Annotated in this window: 13 protein-coding genes; 6 read left to right on the forward strand and 7 right to left on the reverse strand. The window is 66.5% G+C overall.

Annotation, left to right across the window (positions count from 1 at the left end):
• Window positions 1-10: 10 nt before the first annotated feature.
• Window positions 11-661 (reverse strand): LuxR C-terminal-related transcriptional regulator, encoded by a 651-nt coding sequence (locus ACTT2I_RS14600; protein WP_088432602.1) that lies wholly within the window; start codon window positions 659-661, stop codon window positions 11-13.
• Window positions 662-772: 111 nt separating this feature from the next.
• Here ACTT2I_RS14600 and ACTT2I_RS14605 point away from each other — a divergent pair, with 111 nt between their 5' ends.
• Window positions 773-2074, forward strand: a complete 1302-nt coding sequence (locus ACTT2I_RS14605) for a CitMHS family transporter (RefSeq protein ID WP_293979841.1) — start codon at window positions 773-775, stop codon at window positions 2072-2074.
• Here ACTT2I_RS14605 and ACTT2I_RS14610 read toward each other — a convergent pair.
• From ACTT2I_RS14610 to ACTT2I_RS14620, 3 genes are read right to left on the reverse strand one after another with little or no spacing between them, the layout of a single operon-like run.
• Window positions 2002-3141 (reverse strand): ABC transporter substrate-binding protein, encoded by a 1140-nt coding sequence (locus ACTT2I_RS14610; protein ID WP_421099015.1) that lies wholly within the window; start codon window positions 3139-3141, stop codon window positions 2002-2004. The two genes, ACTT2I_RS14605 and ACTT2I_RS14610, sit on opposite strands and share 73 nt — an antisense overlap.
• A complete protein-coding gene (locus ACTT2I_RS14615; RefSeq protein ID WP_443096696.1) occupies window positions 3138-4520 on the reverse strand; it encodes a sensor histidine kinase N-terminal domain-containing protein in 1383 nt (460 codons plus the stop codon). Before ACTT2I_RS14615 ends, ACTT2I_RS14610 begins: the two co-directional genes overlap by 4 nt.
• Entirely contained in the window at window positions 4510-5208 is a 699-nt protein-coding gene (locus tag ACTT2I_RS14620; RefSeq protein ID WP_293979847.1) for a response regulator transcription factor, read from the reverse strand. The genes ACTT2I_RS14615 and ACTT2I_RS14620 overlap by 11 nt, the downstream gene beginning before the upstream one ends.
• 156 nt (window positions 5209-5364) lie before the next feature.
• Here ACTT2I_RS14620 and ACTT2I_RS14625 point away from each other — a divergent pair, with 156 nt between their 5' ends.
• Genes ACTT2I_RS14625 through phbB form a run of 3 tightly spaced genes read left to right on the forward strand, consistent with a single transcriptional unit; the run spans window position 5365 to window position 8681 of the window.
• Window positions 5365-6546, forward strand: coding sequence for an OprO/OprP family phosphate-selective porin (locus ACTT2I_RS14625; RefSeq protein WP_088432598.1), 1182 nt, complete (start codon window positions 5365-5367; stop codon window positions 6544-6546).
• A 40-nt stretch (window positions 6547-6586) separates the two neighbouring features.
• Window positions 6587-7915 carry a CitMHS family transporter gene (locus tag ACTT2I_RS14630; RefSeq protein WP_293979853.1) on the forward strand — a complete coding sequence of 443 codons (1329 nt, stop codon included), beginning with the start codon at window positions 6587-6589 and terminating at the stop codon, window positions 7913-7915.
• Between the two features lie 25 nt (window positions 7916-7940).
• On the forward strand, window positions 7941-8681 hold the full coding sequence (phbB, locus tag ACTT2I_RS14635; RefSeq protein WP_088432597.1) for an acetoacetyl-CoA reductase: 741 nt from the start codon (window positions 7941-7943) through the stop codon (window positions 8679-8681).
• A gap of 849 nt (window positions 8682-9530) precedes the next feature.
• Here phbB and ACTT2I_RS14640 read toward each other — a convergent pair.
• The 3 genes from ACTT2I_RS14640 to rsgA all read right to left on the reverse strand — a co-directional run bounded on the left by ACTT2I_RS14640 (window position 9531) and on the right by rsgA (window position 14427).
• Entirely contained in the window at window positions 9531-11822 is a 2292-nt protein-coding gene (locus ACTT2I_RS14640; protein ID WP_421099013.1) for a TonB-dependent receptor, read from the reverse strand.
• Between the two features lie 175 nt (window positions 11823-11997).
• The gene (locus ACTT2I_RS14645; protein ID WP_421099012.1) at window positions 11998-13239 is read right to left on the reverse strand and encodes a flavohemoglobin expression-modulating QEGLA motif protein; all 1242 of its coding nucleotides are present in this window, start codon (window positions 13237-13239) and stop codon (window positions 11998-12000) included.
• A 90-nt stretch (window positions 13240-13329) separates the two neighbouring features.
• Window positions 13330-14427 carry a ribosome small subunit-dependent GTPase A gene (gene rsgA, locus ACTT2I_RS14650; protein ID WP_421099011.1) on the reverse strand — a complete coding sequence of 366 codons (1098 nt, stop codon included), beginning with the start codon at window positions 14425-14427 and terminating at the stop codon, window positions 13330-13332.
• A 185-nt stretch (window positions 14428-14612) separates the two neighbouring features.
• Between rsgA and ACTT2I_RS14655 the strand changes: the two genes are divergently transcribed.
• Window positions 14613-15887, forward strand: a complete 1275-nt coding sequence (locus ACTT2I_RS14655) for a pyridoxal phosphate-dependent aminotransferase (protein ID WP_088432412.1) — start codon at window positions 14613-14615, stop codon at window positions 15885-15887.
• Complete coding sequence (locus ACTT2I_RS14660; protein WP_088432411.1) at window positions 15887-16507, forward strand: SGNH/GDSL hydrolase family protein; 621 nt, start codon at window positions 15887-15889, stop codon at window positions 16505-16507. The genes ACTT2I_RS14655 and ACTT2I_RS14660 overlap by 1 nt, the downstream gene beginning before the upstream one ends.
• Window positions 16508-16511: the final 4 nt, after the last annotated feature.

Below are 16511 nucleotides of genomic sequence, written 5' to 3' on the forward strand. Positions count from 1 at the left end.
GCGCACGCCGCTAGATACCGGCGCCCGCGTCCCCTTCCGGCTCCAGTGCTTTCACCAGCACCGCCGCCTGCGTGCGGCTGTGACACTCCAGCTTCTTCAGGATCGCCGTCACATGCACCTTGACCGTGTTCTCGGCCAGGCCCAGCTCATAGGCGATCTGCTTGTTGAGCAGGCCATCGGCCAGGCACAACAGCACCCGGAACTGCTGCGGGGTCAGTTGTGCCAGGCGTGTGGCCAGCAGCGCATCGGACTCGGAACGCTCGGCCGCCATCGCCGGGAACCACACGCCGCCATCGAGCACCGCGGCCACGGCCTGGCCAAGCGTCTCGGCCGGCGCGGACTTGGGAATGAACCCGGCCGCGCCAAACTGCTGCGCACGGCGGATCACGCGCGGGTGGTCGTTGGAGGAGACGATCACCACCGGTACATCCGGATGCGCACCGCGCACATGCAGCAGCGAGGAGAACCCACGTGCACCGGGCATGGTCAGGTCGAGCAGGACCAGTTCGATCTCCGCATGCTGATCGAGCGCGCTTTCCAGCGTCGCGGCACTGGCCACTTCGATCACGTGGACCTGTGGCAGCGCCTGGCGAAGCGAATGCACGACCGCGGCGCGGAGCAGCGGGTGGTCGTCGGCGACCAGAACGGTGATGTCACTCATGCACGAAGTGTGGCATGCCACCCGGCTGGCTGTCGCATTCAACCGCTGACAGCTGGATGACAGCTTCCCGGTGACAGGGTCGGAGCGACATTCCTTTGAACTGGAGGCTGCATGCTGACCCTGATCGGTCTATTGACCATTGCTGCACTGGTGACGCTGCTGATCACCGGGCGAACGACGGCCATCATCGCTCTCGTGCTGGTGCCGTTGGTGGCTGCGCTGATTGTCGGAACCGGCACGGATGCGCTCGCCGGCTACTTCAATGACGGCCTGAAGCGCGTCGCCCCCATCGCTGCGATGTTCATGTTCGCGATCACCTTCTTCGGGGTGCTGCAGGATGCCGGGCTGTTCCGCCCACTGGTTGATGGGCTGGTACGGATGACCGCGGGAAACATCGTCGCGGTCGCCGTGATGACTGCGCTACTGGGGATGGTGGCGCATCTGGACGGTGCCGGTGCGACCACCTTCCTGCTCACCGTCCCAGCGCTGCTGCCGCTGTACCGGCGCCTGCACATGAGTCCGTACCTGATGCTGCTCCTGCTGGCGACCGGTGCAGGCATCTTCAACATGCTGCCATGGGCGGGGCCGCTCGGCCGCGCTGCCGCCGTGACCGGCATCGATGTGGGCGTGCTGTGGCGGCCGCTGCTGCCGGTGCAGGTGATCGGTGCGGTGCTGCTGTTGGCGATGGCGGCCCTGCTTGGACTGCGCGAACGCGGCCGCGCCGCCCGCCTTGCCGCCCGTGGTGGCGACCTGGCGCCGGCTGAGTCGGCCGCGCTGCTGCCGCGTATGGCGGCGCCCGTACCCGTGCGCCACGCGTGGTTGAATGCGTTGCTGTTCGTCGCCGTACTGGGTGCGCTGGTTGGCAGTCTGTTGCCCTCGGCCTACATCTTCATGATCGGCTTGGCACTGGCTCTGCTGATCAACTACCGCCGCCCGTCGCAGCAGATGGAGGCGATCGCCGCACACGCGCCGGCCGCGCTGAAGATGGGTGCGATCATCCTGGCCGCGGGCTCGTTCCTGGGGGTGATGGATGGCAGCGGAATGCTGCGCTCCATCGCGGCGGACCTGGCCCATGTGCTGCCCGATCCCATGCTGCCGTGGCTGCACGTGCTGCTCGGCATGGTCGGCTTGCCGATGGAGCTGCTGCTCAGTACCGATGCCTACTATTTCGGACTGCTGCCGGTGGTACTGGAGATCACTACGCCGCTCGGCGTAGACCCCGCGCACAGCGTGTATGCGCTGACCATCGGAAACATCGTGGGGACCTTCATCAGCCCGTTCTCACCGGCGCTATGGCTGGCGCTGGGGCTGGCGGGGGCGGACATCGGGCGCCACATCCGCTACTCGCTGGGCTGGATGTGGGGCTTCTCTCTGCTTCTGTTGGGGGCTGCCTGGTTGCTGGGCCTGTTCTGATCTTCGCGCGGCGTGCTGTCGCTGCCTGCGGGCAGCACGCTGGCGCGCCAGGCTTCCAGAAACTGGCGGCGCTTGAGTGCATCCAGATACACCAGCAGGCCGGGGCCAAGCTGGATCGGGCGAAGGTTGCTGGATGGCCCTCCGCCGGTCGCGGCGGCGGGAAGGATCGAGGTCAGGCGTGCCTCCCGTGAGAGGACCTGCTGCCCGCGCGGAGACAACAGGTAGTCAAGGAATCGGCCTGCTTCTTCAGGGTGTCGGCTGCTGCGCGGTATCACCGCCGTACGCAGCACCACCAAGGTGTAGTCCTCTGGCTCGACGATGGCCAACGGCGCGCCGGCCTCGATCCGTGCACGTGCATAGGACCCCAGCACGTTGTAGACCAGCGCCAGTTCGCCCCGGCTGACCCGGTCCAGCAGCACGCCGGTCCGTTCTTCCAACTGCACCGCGTTGTCACCCAGTGCGCCCAGCAGTGCGCCGGCAATACTGCCGCGCTGGCTGTCCTGGGTCGCCATGAGGTAGCCCACGTTGCTGCGCTCGATATCGTAGGTGCCCACCCGCCCTTTCAACGGTGCATCGGCAGCGTGCAGCAGATCAAGCAGTTGCCGCCGCGTGCGCGGCACCCGGTTCGCCGGCAGGCGGCGGGTGTTGTAGACCATGACCACCGGCTCGTAGCTGATGCCGAACGCCTCGTGCCGCCACTGCGCCCAGGAGGGCAAGGCGTCGGTCTGTGCCGAGCGGTGCGGCAGTGCGTGCCCATCATTGACCAGCTTGGTCTGCAGGTCCATGCCGCTGCTGATAAGCAGATCCGGTGCCGCGCCAGGCACCGGCACGTGCAGGTAACGGCTGTAGATATCCTGGGTGATGATGTCTTCGTAGATCACCTCCGTGCCCGGATGCAGCCGCTGGTAATCGGCGATCACCGTGGCGAACACCTCGATGTCGGTCGAGCCGTGGATGCGCAGCTGCGCGGTGAGCGTGCCCTTCGCCGGGAAGCGCTGCACGTCGCCGGGGTCGGCCGATGCGGTGACAGCAACCAGCATCAACAACAGACCGGACAGAACCTTCATGCGTGCCTCCTCGGCAGCCGGATCGTGGCGATCAGCCCGCCATCCACCCGGTTGGACAGATCGATGTGGCCGCCATGGCTGTCGACCACGCGCTTGACGATCGCCAGGCCCAGCCCTGCGCCACCCGCGGCGGCACCTTCGCCACGTGCGAAGCGTTCGAACACCCGCTCCGCGTCGGCCGGCGGAATGCCCGGGCCGTGGTCAGCGACGGTCAGCACGCAGCTGCTGTCGTCCGTGGTCAACGCGACCTGCAACACGCCATCGCCGCCGTACTTGAGCGCGTTGTCGATCAGGTTCTTGATGGCTTCGCGCAGCAGCAAGGCATCCCCGTTGACCCAGGCTGGATCATTGGCGACCGCCAGGTGCACGCGGGGGGCCGGCAACGCCTGCGGCAACGCATCATGCAGCGCCTGGTGCACGATCTCGGCCAGATCGAGCGGTGCGAAGCGCTGCAGGTTGGCGCGATGGATCACACTGGCATCGCTGAGCAGCTGGTTGAGCAGGCGGCTCATGTGGGTGGCGTTGCGCTCGATGGCCTGCAGGCTGCGCCGCATGTCCTCCGGATCGTCATCATCCAGCGCCAGCTGCGCCTGCGCGCGCAGGGCCGCCAGTGGCGTGCGCATCTGGTGCGCGGCCTCGGCCATGAAGGCGCGCAGGGTTTCATTGCTGGTCGAGAGCCTGCCCATGAAGTGGTTCAGGGCACCGACCATCTGGTCCATTTCCTGCGGTGTGGCCGCATCCAGCGGGCGCAGGTCGGAGGGCTCGCGCCTGGACAACTCGCGTTCAACCCGCACCAGCGGCCGCAATGCACGGTGCACGCCGAGCGCCACCAGCGCCAGCGACAACAGCGAGAGCACCACGATCGCGACCAGGGCGCGGGTCACCATGTCCTGGGCCAGCGCCTCGCGTGCCCGCCGGGTCTGCCCGACCTGCACACGCACTTCCGCCTGGGCAGAGGGGGATGACACGCGGCGCGACACCATCACGAAGCGCACGGTCTCGCCGCTGTACGGCGCGTCGAACAGCTGTGGACGATCGGTGGGCGTGCGTGGCGGCGCCGGCAGATCGTCGTAGCCGGTCACGGTCTGGTTGCGGGCATCGGAGACGCGATAGAACACACGGTCTTCCGGCGCCATCGCCAGCAGGTCGAGCGAGGCGTACGGCAGATCGACCTGCCACTGCGCATCCACCAGCGCCACCGAATCGATGATCGAGAGCGCCGAGGACACCAGCAGGTGATCGTAGTAGCGGTTGGCGGCACGCTGGCCATAGTCGCGTGCGCCAAAGAACAGCGCCACCGCAAACAGGGCCATCAAGCCACCCAGATACAACCACAGCGTGCGCCGGATCGAGGTCGGCGCGCGGGCCTCAGTCACCATCGGGGCCGCCCTCGGCCGCCGCATCGTGCGCTTCAAGCAGATAGCCGCTGCCGCGCACGGTCACGATGCGCAACGGCGCGTCGGCCAGCTTGCGGCGCAGGCGCCCGACATACAGTTCGATCGCATTGGGGCCGGCCTCATCATCGAAGCCGAACAGGCCATTGCCGATCTCGTCCTTGCCGACCACCTGCCCCAGCCGACCCATCAGGATTTCCAGCAGACGGTACTCGCGGTTGGGCAGCTCGATCGGCTGGCCATCCAGGCTGACCCGGTGCGCGGCGTTGTCGAACTGGAATCCGCCGATCTGCACCACTTCGCTCGCCTGCCCACGGGTCCGTCGCAGCAGCACGCGGCAGCGCGCTTCGAACTCGCGGAAATCGAACGGTTTGCCGAGGTAATCGTCGGCGCCGACATCCAGCGCCTGCACGCGGTCTTCGATTCCGTCACGTGCGGTCAGCATCAGCACCGGGGTGCTGTCACCGCGCTCGCGCATGCCCGCCAGGACACGCAGCCCATCCAGTTTGGGCAGGCCGATATCCAGCACGACCAGATCGAAGGACTGGTAGCGCAGCACGCTCGCGGCGGCCAGCCCGTCGCTCTGCCAGTCCACGGCATGTCCACTGCGGCGCATGCGGCGGACGATCGCGTCGGCCAGGTCCGGGTTGTCTTCCACCAGCAGGATGCGCATCGGTCGGGATCGGGAAAGGTGCGGGAATGCTAGCGCGTGCAGCTGCCTCCGTGCGCTTCGCTGCGGTGCAGCAATGCCTGACAGGTGGATGACAGCATCCCGGCACTAGGCTGCGCCATCGCGTCACCCCCGAACATCCGGTACCTGGGAGGGTCCATGGAATTGAACACACTGCGCTGGTGCCTGCCTGCGGCCTGCACGCTGTTGTTGGCCGCGCCGGCCTGGGCCGCCGACGCCAGCGACGACGACCGTCCAGTCACCGCCAGCCTGGGCGGCCGCCTGCACCTGGACTTCGCCGATTTCCACAACGACCGCCGCGGCACGCCGAACAAGGACGACACCGAGATCCGTCGCGCATGGCTTGACGTATCCGGCAAGTTCTTCGTCGTCGACTACAAGCTGGAAGCGGATTTTTCCGGCGACCGTGTCGAAGCCAAGGATGTGTTCGTCAGCCGCAGCTTCGGCGATGCCGGCAAGCTGACCGTGGGCCAGTTCAAGCAGTTCTTCTCGCTGGATGACCGCACCAGTTCCAACTACGGCACCTTCCTGGAGCGCGGCAACGCCGGCACCACGTTGGCCCCGCTCTATCGCCTCGGCGCCTCCTGGCAGGCCGCGCGCGGCGACATGACCTGGGCTGCCAGCGCATACAGCCTCGAAAGCATCGACGCGTGGCAGGTGAAGGGGCGTGCCGCCGGTGGCCGCGCCACCTGGGCGCCCGGTGCCACCGCCGGTGATGTGCTGCACCTGGGCCTGTCGCTGGCGCATGAGCGCTACGACAACCCGGGCGCGAACGGCGTGCCTGCCCTGCGCATCCGCCCGCGCCCGGCCGGCCACCTCTCCGACAACAGCCGCCTGACCCTGGTCGATTTCTCGGCCGGGCGCGATACCGACGTCAACAAGTGGTCGCTGGAATACGCACAGGTGAACGGGCCGCTGTCCTGGCAGGGCGAGTTCAGCGGCGCCACCTTCGACGATGGCAGCCAGCGCGGCAAGGTCCTGGCCGGCTACGGCCTGGTCAGCTGGTTCGTTACCGGCGAATCGCGCGTGTACGACCGCAAGACCGGGCGCTTTGGCCGGGTCAAGGATTTCCAGCACCGGGCCGGCGCGTTCGAACTGGCCCTGCGCTACGACCAGATGCGCGGCGACCAGCACCTGATCGGCCAGCCCGACCTGCGCAACGGCCAGACCGAGGCCTGGACGCTGGGCGGCAACTGGTACATGCGCCCGAACCTGCGGTTCATGCTCAACGTGATCGAGAGCCGCAACCGCGACCGTCTGGCCGACGCCACCGTGGACCGCACCCGCGCCGTCACCGGCCGCCTGCAGTACGACTTCTGATTCCTACTTTCCGCACCGTTTCTTCTGGAGAATGCAGATGATGCTGAGCATCCTCGGCTTTGGCATGGTCATTACATTCATGTACTTGATCATGAGCAAGCGGCTCTCGCCGCTGGTCGCCCTCATCACCATTCCGATCCTGTTCGCGCTGATCGGCGGCTTCGCGGCCGGCATCGACGACATGATGCTGGAAGGCATCAAGAAGATCGCGCCGACCGGCGTGATGTTGATGTTCGCCATCCTGTACTTCGGGGTGATGATCGATGCGGGCCTGTTCGATCCACTGGTGCGGATCATCCTGCGCTTCGTCAAGGGCGACCCGATGAAGATCGTGCTCGGCACCGCCATCCTGGCGATGCTGATCTCGCTCGACGGCGATGGCTCGACGACCTACATGATCACCGTGTCGGCGATGCTGCCGCTTTACCAGCGGCTGGGCATGAACGCATTGAACATGACCTGCGTGACCATCCTCGCCGGCGGCGTGATGAACCTCACCCCCTGGGGCGGCCCGACCGCGCGTGCGGCCACCGCGCTGCATGTAGACCCGGCCGATGTGTTCGTGCCGCTGATCCCCTCGATGGTGATCGCCTGCGCCGGTGTACTGGTGCTGGCCTGGTACCTGGGCATGAAGGAGCGCCGTCGCCTGGGCGTGGTCACCCTGCCACAGGGTGGCAGCTGGATGGACAACAGCGTCTCTGATGACGGCAACACCCTGCCCACCGTGGAAGATGCCGAAGACACCAAGCGGCCGAAGCTGCTCTGGGTCAACCTGGCCCTGACCGTGGCGCTGATGACCGCGCTGATCATGGGCGTGCTGCCGATGCCGGTGCTGTTCATGGTCGGCTTCGCGATCGCCCTGGTCATCAACTACCCGAACCTGGCCGAGCAGCGCCGCCGCGTGGTCAACCATGCCGGCAACGTGCTGTCGGTGGTGTCACTGATCTTCGCGGCCGGCATCTTCACCGGCATCCTCAACAACACCGGCATGGTCGAGGCGATGTCGCACAGCTTCCTGGCCGTCATCCCCGACAGCTGGGGGCCGTACCTGGCGGTGATCACCGCGCTGGCCTCGATGCCGTTCACCTTCTTCATGTCCAACGACGCGTTCTACTTCGGCGTGCTGCCGATCCTGTCCGAGGCCGCCGGCAACTACGGCATCACCCCGGTAGAGATGGCGCGCGCCTCGCTGGCCGGCCAGCCGGTGCATCTGCTCAGCCCGCTGGTGCCGTCGACCTACCTGCTGGTCGGCCTGGCCAAGGTGGAATTCGCCGACCACCAGAAATTCACCCTGAAGTGGGCGATCGGCATTTCGCTGCTGCTGATGTTCGGTGGACTGCTGTTCGGCCTGTATCCGCTTGCGTCCTGATCCGCCTACCAAGGAGCGTTCCGCCATGACTCTTCGCATCGCTTACGTCACCAGCGCCATGGGCAGTGTCGGCACTGCCATCTGCCAGAAACTGGCCCGCAACGGCCACACCGTCGTCGCCGGCTGCGCCCCGAATTCGCCGCGCAAGGCCGCCTGGCTGCGCGAGCAGCGCGAACTCGGTTTTGATTTCATCGCCTCGGAAGGCAACGCGGCGGACTGGTCGTCGACCGTGGCGGCGTTCGCGAAGGTGAAGGCCGAGGTCGGCGAGATCGATGTGCTGGTCAACAATGCCGGCGGCAGCCGCGATGTGCTGTTCCGCCAGATGAGCCCGGATGATTGGAACGCGGTGATGGGCTCGAATCTGCATGCGCTGTTCAACATCACCAAGCAGGTGATCGATGGGATGAGCACACGCGGCTGGGGCCGGATCGTGAACATCGGTTCGGTCAGTGCGCACAAGGGCCAGATCGGCCAGGTGAACTTCGCGACGGCGAAGGCGGCGATGCATGGGTTCAGCCGGGCGCTGGCCAATGAGGTGGCGACGCGCGGGGTAACGGTGAATACGATTTCGCCGGGGTATATCGCGAGTCAGTCGATCAGCAGTTTTCCGCCGGATGTGCTGGATCGTCTGGCGGGGTCGGTGCCGATCCGTCGGCTGGGCAAGCCGGAGGAGGTGGCGAGTCTGTGCGCGTGGTTGGCGTCGGATGATGCGGCGTATGTGACGGGTGCGGATTATGCGGTGAATGGTGGTCTGCACATGTTCTGATGGTTTTGCGCATTTCTTGATGCGTGTCCTCCCCCCGCGAGGTGAGCCGCGATGCTGGTTGGCGTCGCGGCTTTTTTTTGCTTCGCGCTGATGCTTTCTGGGGAGGCGAGAAAGGGCAGCTGCTATTGCGACTGCGACTGCGACTACAACTGCAACTTCAACTTCAACGTCAACGTCAACGTCAACGGCGGAACAACAGCAGGGGTGTACGGTTGTCTCGCGCTGGGCGAGCACGGGTGGGCCGTCGGGACCCGCCGCAAGTACGTCCGTGTAGGCTCGTGTGTTGCCATCCATGGCAACACACGGTCCCGCCAACCCACCCGTGCCCACCCTTTGACAGGGTACCGGTGCGCAACGAAAAGGCTGGATCCTAGCGCTGTCGTTGCTGTTCGGCTGCTTCGCTGCCTGGCCATCTAGCTGTTTGGCTGCTTGGCCTTGAGCTTTTGAGCTTTTGAGCTGCTGAGCTAGAGCTCGCTCGGCTTCCTCGGTTTACTGGATTTACTGGATCTACTTGGCTTTCAGGGCTTTCAGGCTTCAAGCGCTCAGACGGCTCATCTCAGCTCGGCAGTGTGCAGCTCCCGCTTTGCCTCCCCATGATCACCAGCCACCTATCGGAGGCGTGGGGTGTGTGGGTTGGCGGGACCGTCAAGCGCCATGGATGGCGCTTGTCGAGCCTACATGGACGTACTTGCGGCGGGTCCCGCCAACCCACACACCCCACGCCTGACCCGGTCATCTGAGAAGCTTTGCGCTCTGGGCGTTGCGCTGTTGGTGTTGCGCCCTTGCTGATGCACAAAGCAAAGCCACCGACCCATGGTCGGTGGCTAGCCCTGGTTGGGGAAGCGGAGATCAGAACTCCGCGGCGACCGTCATGAACAGCTGGCGCGGCGCACTGGCGTGGATCGCATAGCGGGTGCCGGTCGGATCCGTCGGGGCGAACGAACTGAGCTGGCCGGCGTAGCGCTTGTTGGTCAGGTTGGTTGCGTTGAGCGAAACCTTGATGTCGCGCAGGCCCATGCCCGGCCCGAACGAATACCCCATGCCCGCATCGAAGGTGGTCACGCCCGGCACCGACTGGTCGTTGGTGTAGGTGTAGTACCGCTTGCCCGTGTACTTCGCGCGCAGGCTGGCGAAGAAGCCATCCCGGTTCCAGCTGATTTCACTGGAGGCCATGCGCTCGGGCGTATCGACGGTGATCTTGCCGGCCACCGGCACGATCGCACCGCCCGAGGTGTAGTTGTCCTCGTAGGTGGTCTTGTTCCAGGAGAGCGCGTTGTACCACTGCAGGCCGTCGATCGGCTTTAGGATGAAGGTCAGCTCCGCACCGCGGCTCTTCACCGAGCCGACGTTGATGAAGCGCGTGATGCACTCCGGGCGCGTGCCGACTTCGATGCTGGTGCAGGGGTTGAGCGAGAGCAGGCGGTTGTCGAACATCACGTGGTAGGCCGCGATGGAGGCCTGGTACTTCTCGCCGAAGGTACGGAAGCCGGCTTCGAGCGTCTTGGATTTTTCCGGCTCCAGCCCGGCGCTGGCCGCAAAGGATTCCGGCGAGACCTGCAGCGGGCCGCCGCTGCCGCCACCGACGAAGGCGGCGATGTTTTCCGAATACGAGGCGAACACTTCCTGGTTCGGGCTCAGCTTGAAGCCGATACCGGCCTGCGGCAGCACCGATTCCTTGGCGGTCAGGGTGCCGGAGGCGTAGCTGGCCTCGGTACCCGGCTTGGCAGTGGCGGTCATGCGGGTGTTCGGGCTCTTGATGCCCACATCCACGGTCAGGCGGTCGTCCAGGAAGCGCATGCGGTCCTGCACGTAGAACTGGCGCGTGCGGATGTCGAAGTCCTGGTCGAACAGGCGGCGGTCCGGGTGGTTGAGGTAGCCGTCATCCAGGAACGGGCCGGTGATGTAGTAGAAATTGCGCTCTACGTTGTGGTCGTTGCGCTCGTACCACAGCCCTGCTTCCAGCGAATGGATGCCCCACTGCCAGCTCAGCGCGGCGGTGATGCCCTGGCGGTTGATGGTGTAGTTGGTGCTGCGGATGGAGATCGGCAGCATCTCCGGCGTGCCCGGGTTGGACGGCTGGCCCGGTGCCCACCAGTGGCCCTGGCCGCGGTTCTCGTGGTGATAGCCGAGCAGCTTCAGGCGCGCGCTGTCGCCCAGAGCGAGGTCGGCATCGAGCGAATACAGGTTGTCATCGCGCAGGGCGCGGCTCTGGTAGTACGCATCATCGATGCTGTTGACGCCACCGGTGAACGCACACTTCTGGGCGTTGTAGGTGCCCGGTGCGCAATAGGCGGCGGCGACGGCGCGATCCCAGTCCGGTGCGTAGATGTTCCAGTCCCAGCCCAGGCCGCGCGCGAGCATGCTCTTGGAGAGGTAGGCGTAGTTGGCCTGGCTCACCCGGGAGGTAGCGGCAAACGCGCCGAAGCGGTTGTCGCCCACGTTCCAGATTGCCTTGGCATTGAACTGGCGGGTGGTCTGGTTCTGGTTCGGCTCGGCCCACATGTCCGCGTCCTGGTGCACGCCGGACACGTACGCAGAGAAGCCGTTGATGTCGCCGGTGTCCACGCGCAGGTAGCCGCGGCGCTGGTTGTTGTCGCCGACGGTGACGCTGGCCTTGCCACCGAACTCGGTGGACGGGTCCTGCGAGAAGTACTGGATGGTGCCGCCGAGGTTGCTGGTCGAGGCAACGCCCAGCGAGCCGATGCCCTGCGACAGCTCCGCGCCGGCCAGGTTCTCGGCGATCAGCGCACGGGCGATGCTCAGGCCGTTGTAGTTGCCGTAGCTGTTGTCGCCCAGCGGGATGCCATCGAGCGTGTAGCCCAGGCGGCTCTTGTCGAAGCCGCGCAGGCTGATCGTCTGCGATTCTTCATTGGCGCCGAAGGCATCGTTGGACTGCACGGAGACGCCTGGCAGGCGGTCGAGGATCTTCTGGCCGCTGGTGCCCGGCGGCAGCACTTCCTTGTCCACGGCGGTGATGCGCTGCACCTGGCGGGTCTCGCCCTGGCCGATCACCGAAACGGTATCGAGGGTCTGCGCGCTGAGCGCGACGTTGGCAGCGGCGGTGGCGTCTACATCGGCAGCGTGGGCGTTGGCGGCGCACAGCGCGAGCGCCACCGCGATCGTCAGGGGTCGGGTAAGCATGGTCGTCCGTTACATGGGGGAAGATGACCTGCGCAATGCAGGTGCATGACCAGCATGCGAGCGGAAGATGAAAGGATCTTTACGGTGCGGGTCATCGCAGATGACTCGATGCCGTGCGCACTGGTGCACGGGGTGCACGCAGACAGTGCACGGGCCTGCCGACACACAGCGGGCACTACTCGGGGGCGAGCTGATCCATGCGGATGCGGTTGGCGAACAGCGAAAACGCGAGCATGCCGGCCAGCCCGTTGGCGCGGCTGACCCAGTGCGGGAGCCAACGCGGCGGGCGCAGGATGCCCTCTTCGAACAGCGGCGCGAAGGCGATCGCATCGGTCAGCGACATCTTGCCGGCGAACAGCCAGCGGCAGACCTGCAGGCGGTCTTCGGCCAGCATGTGGCGGAAGAAGGTATGCACTGAGACCAGCCCGCGCAGGTACACGGTGTCCTTGGTGAAGGCCGCGCCACCGCTCGGGGGCACACCGCGGAACACGCGCTGGGCAGAGGCGAAGCTCTCCTCGTTGTTCTGCCCTGCTTCGCAGAAATAGCGGAATACCTGGATGAAATCCGCCCCTTCGCGTGCCATCGCGATCGCTTCGGTGCGCAGGCTGATGCGCTTGAGCCGCTCGATGTCGATGCTGCCGGTGATCTGCTCGGCAAACGTGGCCAGCCCTTCCTGGGTCGCGGTGACCCGTGGCGAGGACAGCGCCAGGCTGGGCAGGTGCGGCTGCTCGCGGCCGTTGAGTGCGGTCAGTGAATGCACCAGCGCCTCGTGGTGGAACAGCTGGGCGCGGTCATAGGCGCTGAAGCGGGCGCTGGTACGCAGGCGGATCCGGTTCGGGCCGGCGGCCGCCTTGGAGATGAGGTCAGGATCGAGCTGGACGCTGATGATGCGCGACTCGAAGAACGCATCCAGATCGCTCTGCAACTGCAACTGCAGCGCGGTGGCCGAGACCGGCACCTGTTCTTCCGGGGCGAGCAGCTCGTGGTCCAGTTCCTGTGCGATCTGGATGAAGTGGCGGGCGGCGTCGCGGGTGCTGGGGCCGTTGCCAGGCAGCGGCTGTTCCGGTGCGCCGAACAGTTCCACCGAGTAACGATCGACCTCGGCGGTTCCCAGCGATTCAAGCAGGCCGGCGGCCTGGTCCCAGCTATGCGCCGAGCGCTGTACGTACAGGCCGATGGGATGGTCTGGATCGCATTGCGCGCTGATCGCGGCCAGCCGGTGGCGGGTCTCGGCGAAATCGAGTTTGGGATAGTCGACCTGCGGCAGCACCGGCTGGCCGCGGGCGACGCTGGCCAGGAACGGGGCCTGCAGCGCAGCTGGCCAACTGGTCAGCCCCAGCAATTTGATCCCGCCTACCGCCTCGACCAGTTGGGCATCGAGCGCGGTGTGGTGGGCAACGTCACGATCCACGGTCATTGGCGTGTCCATGAACGGACAGTAGCAAAAGATAACGGGGACGGAGGTGGTTAATCGCTCCGATTAACTCCCCCCGTCCCGGTTAAACCATCATCTCCGTCCGCCTTTTCCGCCCGGGCGCCACTGCGCGCCCTTGCCGACGTGCTTGCGCTCGATGGCCTGCTGCGCCTGGCGCACGGCCAGCTTGGCAGCGGCGGCGGCCACTTCTTCTTTCAGCTTGAAGTAGTTGAGCAGGCGCTCTTCATCCAGCGTGCCGTCCTCGATGGCCGCGCGGATCGCACAGCCCGGCTCGCGCTGGTGCGCGCAGTCGCGGAACCGGCATTGCGCTGACAGCGCCTCCACGTCCGAGAAGCCACCTTCGCTCAGGGCTTCCTCACCGGTGGGCTTGAGCTCGCGCATGCCAGGGGTGTCGATCAGGCAGGCCCCGGCCGGCAGCGGAATCAGCGCGCGGTGCGTGGTGGTATGCCGCCCGCGCGAGTCGTTGACGCGCACATCGGCGGTCTTCATCCGCTCCTCGCCGAGCAGCGTGTTGGTCAGGGTCGACTTGCCGGCGCCGGAGGAGCCGACCAGCACCACGGTCTGGCCGGCGCCCAGCCACGGCAGCAGCGCCGAGGCGCTGGCCGGGTCCTTGCCGTTGATCGCCAGCAGCGGGATGTTCTGCGCCGCCAGTTCTTCCAGCACATCCAGCGCGTCCTGGCTGTATTCGGTCTGGTCGGCCTTGGTCAGGACCACCACCGGCTGCGCGCCACCCCCGCCGACCAGCAGCAGGTAACGCTCGATCCGGCGCGGGTTGAAGTCCGCATCCAGGCCGCAGACGATGAACACCGTATCGATGTTGGCCGCGATCACCTGCTGGTGGTAATGCTCGCCGGCCGCGCCCCGCTTGATCGCGGTGCGCCGCGGGAGCAGAGCAACGATCTTGATGCCCTCCAGCAGTACCCAGTCGCCGACCGCCGCCCGCTCGTGGCTGGGGAAGCGCGGGCGCTGCCACTCCGGCGGCGACTCGGTCTTGATCGCCGCCTCCGGCGCATCGGAGACGATGTACCCGGTCCGATGCTGCTCGATCACCCGGCCGGGGCGCGCCTGCGGGAACTGCTCGAACAGGGCCTGCCAGGCCGGCAGCTCCGGGCCGCCCGGCCAGGGCCAGCCAATGGTCTGCAGGGCAAGGTAATCAGTGGGTTCGCTCATCGTGCCCATTCTAAGGGGTGTGGCGACCGGGCGTCGCCGCGGGGGACTGGCGCGGGTCAGGACGCGCGAAATTCCTTTCATCTGAAACCGCCTTGCCAGGGCGCGGAATCCGGCCGGAAACGCTTGCCCTGCAACGCAACAATTCCGCTACCATGCGGTTTCCATGCCTGAATGACGGCCCGTTCATGTCCACGCCCCCGCTGAAGCCGCTCGCCACCCGCGAGCGCCTGTCCGAAGTCCGCTACGAGATCCGGGGCGAACTGGCGCGACGAGCGCGGGAGCTGGAGGCCCAGGGCCGCAAGCTGATCAAGCTCAATATCGGCAACCCCGGCAACTTCGGCTTCCGGGCGCCCGAGCATCTGCAGCGCGCGATCGCCGATGACATGGGCCGCACCGATCCGTACACCCACCAGCAGGGCCTGCCGGAGGCGCGCGAAGCCATCGCCGCCGCCTATGCCCGCCGTGGCGCACCCGATGCGCACCCGGACCGGGTGTTCATCGGCAATGGCGTCAGCGAGTTGATCGACCTGTCGCTGCGCGCCCTGCTCAACCCGGGCGACGAAGTGCTGGTGCCCTCGCCCGACTATCCCCTGTGGTCGGCCGCGACCATCCTCAACGATGGCCGCCCGGTCTATTACCGCTGCGCGCCGGAGAACGGCTTCCAGCCCGACCCGGTCGAGATCGAGGCGCTGGTGTCCTCGCGCACCCGCGCGATCGTGCTGATCAACCCGAACAACCCCAGCGGCGCCAGCTACTCGCGTGAGCTGCTGGAGCGCATCGTCGCCATCGCAGCCAAGCACAACCTGCTGTTGATGGTCGATGAGATCTACGACCAGATCCTCTACGACGACGCGCAGTTCCATGCCGTCGCACCACTGGCGGGCGACCACCCGTGCATCACCTTCAGCGGCCTGAGCAAGGTGCATCGCGCCTGCGGCTGGCGCGTGGGCTGGGCGATGCTGTCCGGTGCGGCCGAGCGGCTGGGCGAGTTCCGTGCAGCGATGGATCTGCTCAGTGCGCTGCGCCTGTGCGCCAACGTGCCGGGCCAGTACGCCATCGATGCGGCGGTCAACGGGCCGGACACGATCTCGCCGCTGTGCGCGCCCGGTGGCCGCCTGTATGAAACCCGCCGCGCAGTGATCGAGGCCTGCAATGCCAGCGAGCACCTGTCACTGGTGGCCCCGGCCGGTGCGCTGTATGCGTTCCCGGCGGTGGTCGGTGCGGCGGCGCGCAGCTTCGACGACCATGATTTCGCGCTGGAACTGATGAACGAGGAAGGCGTGCTGGTGGTCCCGGGCTCGAGCTTCAACGTGCCCTACCGCCACCACTTCCGCGTGACCCTGCTGCCCGAGCCGGAGGTCATGCGTGATGTGTTCGCGCGCATCGATCGTGCACTGGCACGGCGTGCCGAGTCCAACACCAAGGTGGTGCCGCTCAAGCCGCGCAGCGCGGTGGCCTGATGGGCCTGCCGTACCTGGCCCTGGGCGATTCCTACACGATCGGCGAAGGCGTTGACCCCGCCGGGCGCTGGCCGATGCAGTTGGCCGCCGCCCTTCGCGATATCGGCGTGGCGGTGGACGATCCCAGGATCATCGCCACCACCGGCTGGACCACCGACGAGCTCGAGGCCGGTATCGATGCCGCTGCACCCCAGGGCACGTTCGCGTTCGTCAGCCTGTTGATCGGGGTGAATGATCAGTACCGGGGGCGCAGCGTGGATGCGTACCGCCCGCGCTTCACCGCCCTGCTGCAGCGCGCGCTGGCCTTCGCCGGGGACCGTGCCGCGCGGGTGCTGGTGCTCTCGATCCCCGACTGGGGCGTGACCCCGTATGCCGTGGCATCCGGGCGCGACCGCGTGCAGATCGGGCAGGAACTGGATGCCTACAACACGGCGGCGGCAGCGATCTGCGCCGAGCACGATGTCGCGTTTGTGGACATCACCGACCTGAGCCGCCAATGGGGTGGCGAGACCGTCATGCTGGCCGATGATGGCCTGCATCCGTCCGCCGCGATGTACGCGTTGTGGCACCAGCGCGCGTTTGAAGTAACGCGCGTGCGGTGGGCGGAGCCAAGCCGCTGAGCGA

The organism is Stenotrophomonas sp. PUT21 (assembly GCF_052232875.1).
GTDB classification, from domain to species: Bacteria; Pseudomonadota; Gammaproteobacteria; order Xanthomonadales; family Xanthomonadaceae; genus Stenotrophomonas; species Stenotrophomonas maltophilia_N.